Annotated in this window: 11 protein-coding genes; 9 read left to right on the top strand and 2 right to left on the bottom strand. The window is 63.5% G+C overall.

Going from position 1 to position 14394, the window contains the following annotated elements:
* Position 1 precedes the first annotated feature (1 nt).
* Positions 2-1621 (bottom strand): acyl-CoA synthetase, encoded by a 1620-nt coding sequence (locus H3221_RS18925; RefSeq protein WP_196474890.1) that lies wholly within the window; start codon positions 1619-1621, stop codon positions 2-4.
* Positions 1622-1739: 118 nt separating this feature from the next.
* Positions 1740-2768, bottom strand: a complete 1029-nt coding sequence (locus H3221_RS18920) for an AraC family transcriptional regulator (RefSeq protein ID WP_196474891.1) — start codon at positions 2766-2768, stop codon at positions 1740-1742.
* Between the two features lie 145 nt (positions 2769-2913).
* Between H3221_RS18920 and H3221_RS18915 the strand changes: the two genes are divergently transcribed.
* From H3221_RS18915 to H3221_RS18875, 9 genes are all read left to right on the top strand, one after another.
* The gene (locus tag H3221_RS18915; protein ID WP_196474892.1) at positions 2914-3294 is read left to right on the top strand and encodes a MerR family transcriptional regulator; all 381 of its coding nucleotides are present in this window, start codon (positions 2914-2916) and stop codon (positions 3292-3294) included.
* Between the two features lie 73 nt (positions 3295-3367).
* Positions 3368-4531 (top strand): isovaleryl-CoA dehydrogenase, encoded by a 1164-nt coding sequence (locus H3221_RS18910; protein WP_196474893.1) that lies wholly within the window; start codon positions 3368-3370, stop codon positions 4529-4531.
* Between the two features lie 101 nt (positions 4532-4632).
* The gene (locus tag H3221_RS18905; RefSeq protein ID WP_196474894.1) at positions 4633-6240 is read left to right on the top strand and encodes a carboxyl transferase domain-containing protein; all 1608 of its coding nucleotides are present in this window, start codon (positions 4633-4635) and stop codon (positions 6238-6240) included.
* A 60-nt stretch (positions 6241-6300) separates the two neighbouring features.
* Positions 6301-7095 carry a gamma-carboxygeranoyl-CoA hydratase gene (locus H3221_RS18900; RefSeq protein WP_196474895.1) on the top strand — a complete coding sequence of 265 codons (795 nt, stop codon included), beginning with the start codon at positions 6301-6303 and terminating at the stop codon, positions 7093-7095.
* Positions 7096-7097: 2 nt separating this feature from the next.
* Positions 7098-9026: an acetyl/propionyl/methylcrotonyl-CoA carboxylase subunit alpha gene (locus H3221_RS18895; RefSeq protein WP_196474896.1), complete on the top strand. Its 1929-nt coding sequence runs from the start codon at positions 7098-7100 to the stop codon at positions 9024-9026.
* Positions 9027-9362: 336 nt separating this feature from the next.
* On the top strand, positions 9363-10262 hold the full coding sequence (locus tag H3221_RS18890; RefSeq protein WP_196474897.1) for a hydroxymethylglutaryl-CoA lyase: 900 nt from the start codon (positions 9363-9365) through the stop codon (positions 10260-10262).
* Between the two features lie 289 nt (positions 10263-10551).
* Positions 10552-12513, top strand: a complete 1962-nt coding sequence (locus tag H3221_RS18885; protein ID WP_196474898.1) for an acetoacetate--CoA ligase — start codon at positions 10552-10554, stop codon at positions 12511-12513.
* 106 nt (positions 12514-12619) lie between these two features.
* Complete coding sequence (locus tag H3221_RS18880; protein ID WP_196474899.1) at positions 12620-13447, top strand: alpha/beta fold hydrolase; 828 nt, start codon at positions 12620-12622, stop codon at positions 13445-13447.
* On the top strand, positions 13434-14387 hold the full coding sequence (locus H3221_RS18875) for a GGDEF domain-containing protein (RefSeq protein WP_196474900.1): 954 nt from the start codon (positions 13434-13436) through the stop codon (positions 14385-14387). The genes H3221_RS18880 and H3221_RS18875 overlap by 14 nt, the downstream gene beginning before the upstream one ends.
* The last annotated feature ends 7 nt before the right edge of the window (positions 14388-14394 follow it).

Raw genomic sequence — 14394 nt, 5'->3', positions numbered from 1 at the left:
ATCAGTGACTGGCGGCCGCCTGGGCCTTGGCGATTTCCTGGTTGCGCAGAAGGAAACGCTGGATCTTGCCGCTCGGGGTCTTGGGTAGCTCGCTGACGAACTCGATCTCGCGTGGGTAGGCATGGGCCGACAGGCGCTTGCGTACGTACTGCTGCAGCGCCTCGGCCAAGGTCTCGTCTGCGACATATCCGGCGTGCAGCACCACGAAGGCCTTGATCCGCTCGGTGCGCTCCGGGTCGGGCTTGCCGATCACCGCAGCCTCGATCACGGCGGGATGCTCGATCAGCGCACTCTCCACATCGAAGGGGCCAACCCGATAGCCGGATGTGGTGATCACATCGTCGGCACGCCCGACGAAGCTGATGCTGCCGTCATCGTTGAGTTCGACCGTATCGCCACTGAGGTAGTAGTCGCCGACAAAGGCGCGGGTATCCATCGCCCGGTAACCGGGGAACCAGAACAGCGGCGAACGCGACCGGTCCAGCGCCAGGATGCCGGGCTGACCGGCCGGCAACTCGCGCATCTGCTCGTCCAGCACCACCACGCGATGCCCCGGCATGGCGAAGCCCGCCGCGCCCAGGCGTACCGGGTGCTGCAAGGCATGGTGGTTGCACAGCACCATGCCCAGTTCGGTCTGCCCGTAATGATCGTGGATGGTGCAGTCCAGGCCCTCGGCGAACCAGCGGATCACCTCGGGCGTCAAGGGTTCGCCGGCGCTGCTCACGGCGCGCAGCTGGCCCTTTAGCGCAGCCTCCACCTCCTCACGCGCGGCCAACAGCAGGCGATAGACCGTGGGGGATCCCGCCACATTGGTGATGCCGTACTCACGAATCACCCGGCAGGTGCTCTCGACGCTGAAAGCGCCCTCGAAGAAGGTGGTGGCATGCCCCATGGCCAGGGGGCCGGTCACCGCGTAATACAAGCCATAGGCCCAGCCGGGGTCGGCCAGGTTCCAGAAGCGGTCTTCCGGGCGCAGATCCACCGCCTCGCGCATGTAGCTGACGAAGGCGACGATGGCCTTGAGTGGCACCTGCAGTGGCTTGGCCAGGCCGGTGGTACCAGAGGTGAACATCAGCAGGAAGGGATCCTCGGCCCGGCGCATGACCGGCGCGAAGTGATCCGCCTGCTGCTCCATCTCGGCCCAGAAATCTTGACCCACAACCAATGCCGGCGGCGCCTGCTCAACCTCATCGAGCTTGGCCCGGTTGAGCGTGTCGGTGACCACCAGCCTCGAGCCTGCGGTGTGCACCCGATGCTCGATGGCCTTGGGGCCAAAGGCGGTGAACAGCGGCTGATAGATGGCCCCGGCACGCCAGGTGCCGAGAATGGTGATCAAGAGCTCCGGAGTACGCGGCAGGATGCCCGATACGCAATCACCGGCGCCGATGCCACGGCAGGCCAGGAGGTTGGCGAAGCGTGCCGAGGCTGCCTGCAATTGCTCGAACGTCCAGGTAGCACGCTCGCCATTGCGGCCCTCCCAGATCAGCGCCGTCTTGCCGTTACCAACATGGCGGTCGCAGCATTCCACGCAGGCATTGAGGGCATCCAGGCGACCGGCCAGCGTATCGGCAACGGCCACCTCGAAATCGAATTCGCGGGCAGCGGTGAAGTAATCGCGCATCGGGGTGATCTCCCGGATTGTTCTTATTGAATGCCGCGATGGTCACTCCAGCCGGACCGGCCAGCAATGTCGAAAGGTCTCAACCTGCCTGAGCAAAAATGACAGAACACCGCTTCATTCAAGCACTTTCAGGGTGGCTCAGCGCGCGGTACTGGCCCGGCGTCGAGCCCGTCCATTTCTTGAACGCCTTGTAGAAGGCGCTGGTGTCGGCAAAACCCAGCTCGAAGGCCAGGTCACTGAAATTGCCTGAATCGCCGTCCAGGCAGGCGATGGCCAGATCACGCCGCACCTGGTCCTTGAGCCCCTGGTAGGACTGCCCTTGCAGCGACAGCTTGCGCCGCAGGGTCGAAGGCGCCATATGGAAATGCCCGGCCAGCGCTTCCACATCCGGCCAGTGCGCAGGTGGCAGGCTGCGCAGGTGCGCCTTGATACGCGCGCCCAGGCTTTGCGGGTCGCGGTAGCGCACCAGAATGTTGGCAGGCGCGCCAGCCAGAAAACGCTTGAGGTCACGCGGGCTGCGCCGAATCGGCGTCTGCAGGCTTTCGGCATTGAACAGCAGGCGGCTCTGCGGCCGGCCGAAATGCAGGTTACGGGTAAACATCACCTGGTAATCCTCGATGTAATCGGGCTGCGCGCAACGCAGGTGGATACCGAGCACATCGATGCGCCGCCCCGCCAGCCAGCAGGTCAGACCGTGGATCATCAGCCACAGAGTGAAATAACCGAAAGCCCGGCAACAGCGTTCGGGCGGCTCATCGATGACGATCGCAGCCAGGCCATCGCGTACCTCCAGCCGCGGGCTGAAACCGTCGAAGATTAGCTGCAGCAAGCGCAACGCGCCCTGCAAGGCGGCGCCCAGGGTCGGCTCCTTCACGGCAGCACGGGCCATGTAGGCAAAGCTGCCGGCCTTCATCCGGCGCGGGTTCATGCCGAAGAATTCATCGTCCATCTGCTGGGCAATGCCTAGCCAGAGCTGGCCGTAAGCCTCGGACGATACCCTGCCATCAGGCTCCGCCAGCAGTTCGCCGTCTATCCCTGCCCCCTGCAGCAGCGACGCCTCATCACAGCCTTGCTGACGCAACTCATGTAGAGCTTCGCGCACCAGACGAATGGAAATCGTGCCTTTTTCAGCGGACGCGCTTGCCATGAATTTCCCTGATCCTGGCTGCCGACAAGATCGGCATTCTAACAGGCGGCGTTTGCCAAAGAGACTCACACCCGGCCCCAGGAAGTTGACAGCCTGCAAAGGTCATCTTAACGTTTACGTAAAGGTAAACAACAAGGCTGCTCCAATGCCCACGACCTACAGCATCTCCGACCTGGCCCGCGAACTGGATGTCACGACTCGCGCCATCCGCTTCTACGAGGAACAAGGCATGCTCGCCCCCGAGCGACGTGGCCAGGAGCGCATTTACCACCCCAAGGATCTGGTGACCCTGAAACTCATCCTGCGTGGCAAGCGCATCGGTTTCTCCCTGGCCGAGTGCAAGGAATTGATCGACCTCTACGACCCCAGCAGCGGCAACCACCGACAGCTCAATACCTTCCTGACCAAGATCGCCGAGCGCCGCCAGCAGCTTGAACAACAATTGCTGGATATCCAGCAGATGCAACTGGAACTGGATACCGCCGAGGAGCGTTGCCTCGCTGCCTTGGCCGAGACTCAAGCCTAGGGTGCGCTGCGCGCGCCACAGAATCCGACCCGGTGCGCATAACGCACCCTACGACAACAACAAAAGGTGCCCCATGAACTATCCCACTCTCAACTTCGGCCTCGGTGAAACCCTCGACATGCTGCGCGACTCGGTGCACCAGTTCGCTCAGGCCGAGCTGGCGCCGCGTGCCGCGCAGATCGACCGCGATAACGAGTTCCCCATGGACATGTGGCGCAAGTTCGGCGATATGGGCCTGCTCGGCATGACGGTCAAGGAAGAGTATGGCGGCACCGACATGGGCTACCTGGCGCATGTGCTGGCCATGGAAGAGATCAGCCGCGCTTCGGCCTCGGTGGGCCTGTCCTACGGCGCACACTCCAACCTGTGCGTCAACCAGATCCACAAGAACGGCAGCGAGGCGCAGAAGCACAAATACCTGCCCAAACTCTGCTCCGGCGAGCACATCGGCGCCCTGGCCATGAGCGAGCCCAATGCCGGTTCCGATGTGGTGTCGATGAAGCTGCGCGCGGAAAAACGCGGCGACCGATACGTACTCAACGGTAACAAGATGTGGATCACCAACGGCCCGGATGCCCACACCTACGTGATCTACGCCAAGACCGACATCAATGCCGGCTCGCGCGGCATGACCGCCTTCATCGTCGAGCGCGACTTCAAGGGATTCTCCCGCCACCAGAAGCTGGACAAACTGGGTATGCGCGGCTCCAACACCTGCGAGCTGGTGTTCGAAGACTGCGAAGTGCCGGAGGAGAACATCCTGGGCAGCGAAGGCGGAGGCGTGCGCGTGCTGATGAGTGGCCTGGACTTCGAGCGCACCGTGCTCTCCGGCGGCCCGACCGGGATCATGCTGGCCTGCATGGACGTGGTGCTGCCCTATGTGCACGAGCGCCAGCAGTTCAAGCAATCCATCGGTGAATTCCAGTTGGTGCAGGGCAAGCTGGCTGACATGTACGCCGGCATGAATGCCTCCAGGTCCTACCTGTACAACGTCGCCAAGGCCTGCGACCGCGGCGAGGAGTCGCGCAAGGACGCCGCCGCGGTGATTCTCTACACCGCCGAGATGGCCACGAAAATGGCACTGGACACCATCCAGTTGCTCGGCGGCAACGGCTACACCAACGAATACCCGGCCGGCCGCCTGCTGCGTGATGCCAAGCTCTACGAGATCGGCGCCGGCACCAGCGAAATCCGCCGCATGCTGATCGGCCGCGAGCTGTTCAACGAAACCAAGTAATCCCTTCTCCCTCAGGGAGAAGGTGCCCGAACGGCGGATGAGGGGCTTTCCCTCACCCCAACCCTCTCCCACGGGAGAGGGAGCCAAGCGAAGAGGCATCCATGGCCATCCTGCACACTCAGATCAACACCCGTTCACCGGAGTTCGCCGCCAACAGCGCGGCGATGCTTGCTCAGGTCAACGAGCTGCGCGCCCTGCTCGCCCGCGTCCATGAAGGCGGCGGTGCCAAGGCGCAGGAGCGCCACATATCGCGCGGCAAGCTGCTGCCGCGCGAACGCATCAACCGCCTGCTGGATGCCGGCTCGCCTTTCCTCGAGATCGGCCAGCTTGCCGCTCATGAGGTCTACGGCGAAGACGTACCCGCCGCCGGGGTGATCGCCGGTATCGGCCGCGTCGAAGGGGTCGAATGCATGATCGTGGCCAACGACGCCACGGTAAAAGGCGGCTCCTACTACCCGCTGACAGTGAAAAAGCACCTGCGCGCCCAGGCCATTGCGCGTGAGAACCGTCTACCGTGCATCTACCTGGTGGACTCCGGCGGTGCCAATCTGCCGCGCCAGGACGAAGTGTTCCCGGATCGCGAGCATTTCGGCCGGATCTTCTTCAACCAGGCCAACATGAGTGCGCTGGGCATTCCGCAAATCGCCGTGGTGATGGGCTCCTGCACGGCCGGCGGCGCCTACGTACCGGCGATGAGCGATGAGACCATCATGGTACGCGAGCAGGCGACCATCTTTCTCGCCGGACCGCCCCTGGTGAAGGCCGCCACTGGCGAAGTAGTCAGTGCCGAGGAACTCGGGGGCGCCGACGTGCACTGCAAGACCAGCGGCGTGGCCGACCACTATGCCGAGGATGACGAACACGCCCTGGCCCTTGCCCGGCGCTGCATCAGCAATCTGAACTGGCGCAAGCTCGGCCAGCTCGATGCCCGCGCCCCCATCGCCCCGCGCTACGCAGCAGAAGAGCTGTACGGCGTGATTCCGGCCGACGCCAAGCAGCCCTTCGATGTACGCGAGGTGATTGCGCGCATCGTCGACGACTCGCAGCTGGATGAATTCAAGGCGCTGTTCGGCACCACGCTGGTGTGCGGCTTCGCCCGCATCAACGGCTACCCGGTGGCGATCCTGGCCAACAACGGCATCCTCTTCGCCGAATCGGCGCAGAAAGGCGCGCACTTCGTCGAACTGGCCTGTCAGCGCGGCATCCCTTTGCTGTTCCTGCAGAACATCACCGGCTTCATGGTCGGCAAGAAGTACGAGGAAGGCGGCATCGCCAAACACGGCGCCAAGCTGGTCACCGCCGTGGCCTGCGCCCATGTGCCGAAGTTCACCGTGATCATCGGCGGCAGCTTTGGCGCCGGCAACTACGGCATGTGTGGCCGCGCCTACGACCCGCGTTTTTTGTGGATGTGGCCCAACGCACGGATCGGCGTGATGGGCGCGCAGCAGGCAGCCGGTGTACTGGTGCAGGTCAAGCGCGAGCAGGCGCAACGCGCCGGCCAGCCTTACTCCGATGAGGACGAACAGCGCTTGAAGCAGCCCATCGTCGAGCAATACGAGAAACAGGCGCATGCTTTCTACTCCAGCGCCCGACTGTGGGACGACGGCGTGATCGACCCGGCGCAGACCCGCGAGGTACTGGCCCTGGCCCTGTCCGCCAGCCTCAACGCACCGATCGAGCCGACCCGTTTCGGCGTGTTCCGCATGTGATGACCAACGCCCCTCTCCCATGAATGGAAGAGAGAGCAAAAGCAGATTCCGGAATTGAACATGACCGACTTCACCACCGTACAGCTTGAAAAAGACCCACGCGGCTTCGCCACCCTCTGGCTCAACCGTCCGGAAAAGAACAACGCCTTCAACGCCGAGATGATCCGCGAGCTGATCCTCGCCCTCGATGCCGTCGGCGAAGACAAGAGCCTGCGTTTCCTCCTGCTGCGCGGCCGTGGCAAGCACTTCTGCGCAGGTGCCGATCTGGCCTGGATGCAGCAGGCCGCCACCCTCGACTACAACGCCAACCTGAGCGATGCCCGCGAGCTGGCTGAGCTGATGTACAACCTGCACGGCCTGAAGATCCCGACCCTGGCCGTGGTACAGGGCGCGGCCTTTGGCGGCGCAGTGGGGCTGGCCAGTTGCTGCGACATGGCCATCGGCGCCGAAGACGCCCTGTTCTCACTGTCCGAGGTACGCATCGGCCTCGCTCCGGCAGTGATCAGCCCCTTCGTCGTACAGGCCATTGGCGAGCGCGCCGCCAAGCGCTACGCAGTCACTGCCGAACGCTTCGACGGCAAACGCGCCCGCGAACTGGGCCTGCTCGCCGAGTGCTACCCGGTCGACGAACTGGACACCCAGGTCGAAGCCTGGGTCGCCAACCTGCTGCACAACAGCCCGCAGGCCATGCGCGCCAGCAAGGACCTGCTGCGCGAAGTCGGCAGCGGCGAACTGACCCCAGCCCTGCGCCGCTACACCGAGAACGCCATCGCCCGTCTTCGCGTCAGCACCGAGGGTCAGGAAGGCCTGCGTGCATTCCTGGAAAAACGCCAACCCACCTGGCAGGAGCAATGACCATGATCGACACCCTGCTGGTCGCCAACCGTGGCGAGATCGCCTGCCGTGTGATGCGTACGGCCAAGGCCATGGGCATCCGTACCGTCGCCGTGCACAGCGCCATCGACGCAGACGCACGCCATGTGCGCGAAGCCGATATGGCGGTGAATCTCGGCGGTGCCAAGCCTGGCGAAAGTTACCTGCTGATCGACAAGCTCATCGCGGCCGCCAAGGCCAGCGGTGCGCAGGCCATCCACCCCGGCTACGGTTTTCTCTCGGAGAACGCCTTCTTCGCCCGCGCCATCGAGCAAGCCGGGCTGATCTTTCTAGGCCCGCCCGCTTCGGCTATCGAGGCCATGGGCAGCAAGTCGGCAGCCAAGTCGCTGATGGAGGCTGCCGGCGTGCCGCTGGTGCCTGGCTACCACGGTGAAAAGCAGGATCTTGATACCTTCCGCGAGGCCGCCAAACGCATCGGCTACCCGGTGCTGCTCAAGGCGGCTGCCGGCGGCGGTGGCAAGGGCATGAAGGTGGCTGAATCAGAAGCGCAGCTCGCCGAAACGCTGGAATCCGCGCAGCGTGAAGCGCAGTCGGCCTTCGGCGACTCGCGCATGCTGGTGGAAAAATACGTACTCAAGCCGCGCCACGTGGAGATCCAGGTATTCGCCGACCAGCACGGCAACTGCCTGTACCTCAACGAGCGCGACTGCTCGATCCAGCGTCGCCACCAGAAGGTGGTCGAGGAGGCACCGGCGCCGGGCCTGAGCCCCGAGCTGCGCCGCGCCATGGGCGAGGCGGCGGTCAAGGCAGCGCAGGCCATCGGCTACGTCGGTGCCGGCACGGTGGAGTTCCTGCTCGACGAGCGTGGCGACTTCTTCTTCATGGAGATGAATACCCGCCTGCAGGTCGAACATCCGGTCACCGAAGCCATCACCGGCCTCGACCTGGTGGCCTGGCAGATTCGCGTCGCCCGCGGCGAGCCGCTGCCGATCACCCAGCAGCAGGTGCCATTGAATGGTCACGCCATCGAGGTGCGGCTGTACGCCGAAGACCCGGATCACGATTTCCTGCCCGCCACCGGCACCCTGGCGCTGTACCGCGAAGCGGCCAGCGGCGATGGGCGGCGCGTCGACAGTGGCGTGGCCGAGGGAGACAGCGTCTCGCCCTTTTACGACCCGATGTTGGGCAAGCTGATCGCCTGGGGCGACAACCGCGAGCAGGCGCGCCTGCGTCTGCTGGCCATGCTGGGCGACACCCTGGTCGGTGGCGTGAAAACCAACCTGGCGTTCCTGCAACGCATCCTCGCCCATCCGGCGTTCGCCGCTTGCGAGCTGGACACGGGCTTTATCCCACGCTACCAGCAGCAGTTGCTACCTGCGCCAAGCGAGTTGCCTGGCGCCTTCTGGCAACTCGCTGCCGATGCCTGGGTACAGAGCGAAAGCCCCATGCAGCGCGCGGACGACAGCCATTCGCCCTGGGCCGCGCGGAGTGGTTGGCGCGCCGGTGGTGCAGCGGAAATCGAGTTGCACCTGAACTGCCAGGGCGAGAGCCGCAAGGTGCGCGCGAGCAACCAGGCCCGCTTGCAGGGCGAAGAACTGCTGGCGGAGATCGACGGCACGCGCCAGCGTCTGCGCGCCATTCGCCGTGGCGAAACCCTCTATTTGCAATGGCACGGCGAGCTGCATGCCATCAGCCGCTTCGACCCCATCGCCGCCGCCGAGGCCAGTCATGCTCAGCAGGGTGGCCTCAGTGCGCCCATGAACGGCAGCATCGTCCGTGTACTGATCGAACCCGGCCAGGCGGTCGAAGCTGGCGCAGCGCTGGTGGTGCTGGAGGCGATGAAGATGGAGCACAGCATCCGCGCACCCGAAGCCGGGACCGTCAAGGCGCTGTACTGCCGTGAAGGCGAAATGGTCAGCGAAGGTGCCGTGTTGGTGGAGTTCGAACCGTAGGGTGGATCGCGCTTCATCGATCCACCATGAAGTCATTCGCCTGCATCAAGATGAACATGAAAGGCGATGTCCACCCCACGTAGCAGCGCTGTAGGGTGGATCACGCTTCATCGATCCACCGTGAGGTCATTAGCCCACAGCAAGGTGGACATGAAAGGCGATGTCCACCCCACGTAGCAGCGCTGTAGGGTGGATCGCGCTTCATCGATCCACCGTGAGGTCATTAGCCCACAGCAAGGCGGACATGAAAAGCGATGTCCGCCCTACGCAGCAGTTCGACCATCTTGCCGCGAGTGGTGCGCACGGCGCACCCTACGATGAAAACGAGGACAGCCTATGAACCTGCCTGAATCCGTGCGCCTGGTCGAAGTCGGCCCGCGCGATGGCCTGCAGAACGAGAAACAGCCGATCAACGTGGCCGACAAGGTGCGCCTGGTGGACGATCTGACAGCAGCCGGCCTGAGCTATATCGAGGTAGGTAGCTTCGTCTCGCCCAAATGGGTGCCGCAGATGGCCGGCTCCGCCGAGGTGTTCGCCAGCATCCTGCGTAAACCCGGCGTCACCTATGCAGCGCTCACGCCGAACATGAGAGGACTCGAAGCTGCGCTCGAAACCAAGGTCGAGGAAGTGGCGGTGTTCGCCGCCGCCAGCGAGGCCTTCTCACAGAAAAACATCAACTGCTCCATCGCCGAAAGCCTGCAACGCTTCGTGCCGCTGATGGAGGCGGCCAAGGCGGCGAACGTGCGCGTGCGCGGCTACGTCTCCTGCGTACTGGGCTGCCCCTACGAGGGCGAAATCGCGCCGGATCAGGTCGCCAGTGTCGCCCGCGAGCTTTACGCCATGGGCTGCTACGAAGTATCGCTGGGCGACACCATCGGCACCGGCACCGCCGGCAAGACGCGCGCGCTGATCGAGGTGGTTGGCCGCGACATCCCGCGCGACAGGCTCGCCGGGCATTTCCACGACACCTATGGCCAGGCCCTGGCCAACATCTATGCCAGCCTGCTCGAAGGCATCAGTGTGTTCGACAGCTCTGTCGCCGGCCTGGGTGGCTGCCCCTATGCCAAGGGCGCCACCGGTAACGTCGCCACCGAGGACGTGCTCTACCTGATGCAGGGCCTGGGCATCGAGACAGGTGTGGACATGGACAAACTGATCGCCGCTGGTCAACGCATTTGCGAGGTACTGGGCAAGGCCAATGGCTCGCGGGTGACGCGGGCATTTCTGAGCCGCTAGGCCTGGCAGGCCGGAGGATGTTTCTATCATCCACCGTTGTGGTGGATCGGTGAAGCATGATCCACCCTACGCACTGAACAACAGCCCGCATATGCGCAGGAGCGGATTCATCCGCGATTATCGCGGCTAAAGCCGCTCCAACAGGCAGGTGTACCGTATCGACCTGTCGTTTGCTTCCGAACATATGTAAAGGTCGGTGCGATAGCCGCGAAGGTCGCTCAGGTTAAAGGCCTGATTGCTCAGGCGTACTAACCTGAAGCTTACGAACAAGCAATGACGAGGACTGGCCATGCAGCAGCCTCTCTGGACGCCCTCCGCCGAGCGCATCGCTGGCACCCGCATGGATGCCTTCCGCTGCTTCGTCAACGACCGCCACGCCCTGCAACTGGCCGACTACCCTGCCCTGCATGCCTGGAGCGTCGAGCAGCGCGAAGCCTTCTGGCAGGCTGTCGCCGACTTCTTCGACATTCGCTTCCACAGCCCCGCCGAATGCGTCCTGCGCGAAGGCCCGGCAATGCCGGATGCGCAGTGGTTTCCCGGCGCCACCCTGAATTTCGCCGAACACCTGCTGCGCCGCCGTGACGGTCATCCGGCACTGGTGGCCATCGCCGAGGATGGCACCCGCGAACAGCTCAGCCATGCGCAACTGGCTGCCCATGTCGCCGGCCTGCAACGCGCCCTGCACAACGCGGGCGTGGGCATCGGTGATCGCGTGGCGGCCTTCATGCCCAACACCTGGCAGACCGTGGTGGGCATGCTCGCCACCGCCAGCCTCGGCGCCACCTGGTCGAGTTGCTCGCCGGATTTTGGCACCCAGGGGGTGATCGACCGCTTCGGCCAGATCGAACCCAAGGTGCTGATCGCCGCCGCCGGTTATCGCTATGCAGGGAAGAATCTGGACCTGACCGACAAGCTCAATGAAATCCTCGAACAGTTGCCTTCCTTGCAGCATCTGGTGCTGGTGCCTTACGCCAAGCTCGACGCCCGTGCCACGGATTGCAAATCCGTCGCAGCGATCTGCCTGTGGCAGGATTTCTACCAACCCGGCGGCGCGCCGCAGTTCACCCCGGTGCCCTTCGACCAACCGCTGTACATCCTCTACTCCAGCGGCACCACCGGCGTGCCCAAGTGCATCGTCCACGGCGTCGGCGGCACCCTGCTGCAACACATCAAGGAGCAGGGCCTGCACACCGACCTGACAGCCGATGACTGTCTCTTCTACTACACCACCTGCGGCTGGATGATGTGGAACTGGCTGGTGTCCGGCCTGGCCCTGGGCGTCACCCTGGTGCTCTACGACGGCTCGCCCTTTCACCCCGAACCGACGCGCCTGATCGATCTGATCGACACGGAGGTCATCTCCATCTTCGGCACCAGCGCCAAGTTCATCGCCGCACTGGAGAAAGCCGGCGTCAAACCTCGTGAAAGCCATAAGCTGACGCACCTCAAGGCGATACTCTCCACCGGCTCGCCGCTGCTTCACGAAAGCTTCGAATACGTCTACCGCGACGTGAAACGTGACCTGTGCCTGTCATCGATCTCCGGCGGTACCGACATCGTCTCCTGCTTCGCCCTGGGCAACCCGACCCTGCCAGTCTGGCGCGGCGAACTGCAGTGCAAGGGCCTGGGGATGGACGTGCAGGTGTGGAACGACAGTGGCCAAGCGGTGACCGGAGAAAAAGGCGAGCTGGTCTGCACCCGACACTTTCCCTCGATGCCTGTAGGTTTCTGGAACGACGCGGATGGCGAGAAATTTCACGCTGCCTATTTCTCTACCTTCCCCGGCGTCTGGGCCCACGGCGACTATGCCGAGCAAACCGCCCAGGGCGGCCTGGTCATTCATGGCCGCTCCGATGCCGTGCTCAACCCGGGCGGCGTGCGCATCGGCACCGCTGAGATCTATCGCCAGGTGGAAAAGGTGCCGCAGGTGCTGGAGTCCATTGTCATTGGCCAGGACTGGCAGGGCGACGTGCGCGTGGTGCTGTTCCTACGCCTGCGTGATGGCGTGACACTGGACGACACCCTGCGCGAAGAAATTCGCCGAGTGATTCGCGCCAACACCACGCCACGCCACGTGCCGGCGAAGATCCTCCAGGTCGCCGATATTCCACGTACCCTCAGCGGCAAGATCGTCGAACTCGCGGTGCGCAACGTCGTTCACGGCCGCCCGGTGAAGAACACCGATGCCCTGGCCAACCCGCAGGCGCTTGAGCTTTACCGCAACGTGCCAGGGCTGACCGACGACCTGTAGCAAAAAGCCACCAGCCAGAAAAAATCACTATACTGACGCCATTTTTTCGTCTTCACAGCAGCTGAGTCCTGGCCTATGTCGACTCGGCACATGGCAAGGTGGCGGCATGAACATCATCCAGCGCAACAACGTTCAACGCTTGAAAGCGGAAACGGCCAATGCCCCAACGCTCATCTACGGCCACGGCTTCGGTTGCAATCAGGATATGTGGAGCAAGGTCACGCCAGCCTTCAGCCAGCACTGGCACCAGGTGCTGTTTGACTATGTCGGCAGCGGCCGCTCCGATGCCAACGCCTTCCACCCTGCCCGCTATGCCCAACTGGAGGGTTACGTAGAGGACCTTCTGGAAGTGTGCGACGCCCTCGAACTCTCGGGTGATCTGACCTTCGTTGGCCACTCGATCAGTTGCAGCGTCGGCATTCTCGCTGCCATCAGGCGCCCCGAGCTGTTCTCCCGGCTGATTCTTCTCGGTCCGTCCCCCTGCTTTCTCAACGATCCGCCCGACTATCACGGAGGATTCGAGCGCAGTGACCTAGAGGGACTACTGGAACTGATGGCCCATAACTATCTGGGCTGGGCCCAGCAGTTCGCACCATTGGTATCGGCCGACGAGGCTCCCGCCGTCACCCAGCAGCTCTCCGACAGTTTCTGCTCGACCGACCCAATCATGGCTCATGCCTTCGCTCAGGCCACCTTCTTCTCCGATATCCGCCCAGCCCTGCAGGTGTGCCTGTCGCCCTGCCTGATCCTGCACCACCAGCGTGATGCACTGGTTCCCACGCCAGTTGCCGACTATCTGCATAGCGCCCTCATCGGCAGCGCTCTGGAAACGCTGGACGTCAGCGGCCATTGCGCGCACATGAGCCATCCTGAACTGGTGAGCGCCGCCATGCATCGCTACCTGCAGGGAGCACGAACACGTGCTCTATCTTGATCGCCTACCCGGTCCGGTGCTGGTCACTGACTGCAACGGCCGAGTCAAGCATTGCAATTGCGATTTCAAGCGCCTGGCAGGTGCCGGCGCGGCCGAAGGCATGGATCAGTTCTTTCCGCCAGCCAGCCGCATCTTCCTGCAAACCCACGCCTGGCCCTTGCTGCTGCGCAACGGTGAGTTCAGTGAGCTTTACCTGCAACTGCAATCAGAAGGCGGCCAGGCAATACCCGTCATGGCCAACGCGCGCATCAGCGAAGTCGATGGCGCGCCAGAGGTCATCTGGCTGTTCTTCGTTGCCCAGGACCGCCAGCGTTTCGAAGCAGAGCTGCTCAAGGCTCGCGAACAGGCGCAGGAAAGCGCAGCCCAACTGGCCAAGGCCAACCTGGCGCTGCAGAGCGCCTACGCCCAGTTGGCCAACTACGCCGTTGAAATTCAGAGCGAAGCCGAGCAACTTGCACAACTGAGCCATACCGACCCACTGACTGCGTTGAGCAATCGCAGGGCCCTGTCAGTGCACGTCGAGCAGTGGCTCGGCAGCGTCAGCGACCTGGCCTGCGGCAGCCTTTTGTTGATCGATATCGACCACTTCAAACAGATCAACGATCGCTTCGGCCACGCCGAGGGCGATCGAGTTCTGGTGGATATGGCGCAGCGGCTTCTGGCCAGCGTGCGCAGTGGTGATAGCGTGGTGCGCTACGGCGGCGAAGAGTTCGCGATATGGCTGCCCAACGCCGATCTCGATGAAGCCGGCGATATCGCCGAGCGCGTGCATGATCAGATCAAGGCGCTTGAGGTCGCCAACGAAGCGGTCACGGTAAGCATCGGCATCGCCGGCCTGAAACCCTGCGAACGCTACCTGGAGCGTCTGCTGACGGTAGCGGACAAAGCTCTTTACACAGCCAAAGCCCAAGGCAGGAATCGCAGCATTCGGCACGAGTAGCCGGCTC

This window comes from Pseudomonas chaetocerotis, assembly GCF_015712105.2.
Classification (GTDB): domain Bacteria; phylum Pseudomonadota; class Gammaproteobacteria; order Pseudomonadales; family Pseudomonadaceae; genus Aquipseudomonas; species Aquipseudomonas chaetocerotis.
This window is presented reverse-complemented; position numbering and strand designations above follow the sequence as displayed.